General features: G+C 72.8%; 1 protein-coding gene. It reads right to left on the reverse strand.

The window, feature by feature from the left end; translation table 11 throughout:
- Positions 1-22: 22 nt before the first annotated feature.
- On the reverse strand, positions 23-232 hold a 210-nt coding region (locus SB660_RS24070), incomplete at its 5' end, for a hypothetical protein (RefSeq protein ID WP_410585153.1).

The raw sequence follows: 232 nt of genomic DNA on the forward strand, positions 1-232 counted from the left end.
GACCGCGCCACGCGGAGGCGGATCAGCGCAGCAGCGGATCGCGGTCGCGGACGACGCGGTATTCCGCGTCGACGACGCGTGCATCGCGCACCGGCGTCGCACGCGGACGCAGCACCAGGCGGCGGGCGACACCGAGCAGTATCATCGCCGCGCCGACGAACAGACCGACCACCAGCAACACACCCAGCACCGCGACGCCGATCAGGCCGAGCGCGACGCGCAGCAGCGGATG

The organism is Bacillus sp. SIMBA_005, assembly GCF_046535585.1.
In the GTDB taxonomy this organism is placed as follows: Bacteria; Bacillota; Bacilli; order Bacillales; family Bacillaceae; genus Bacillus; species Bacillus pumilus.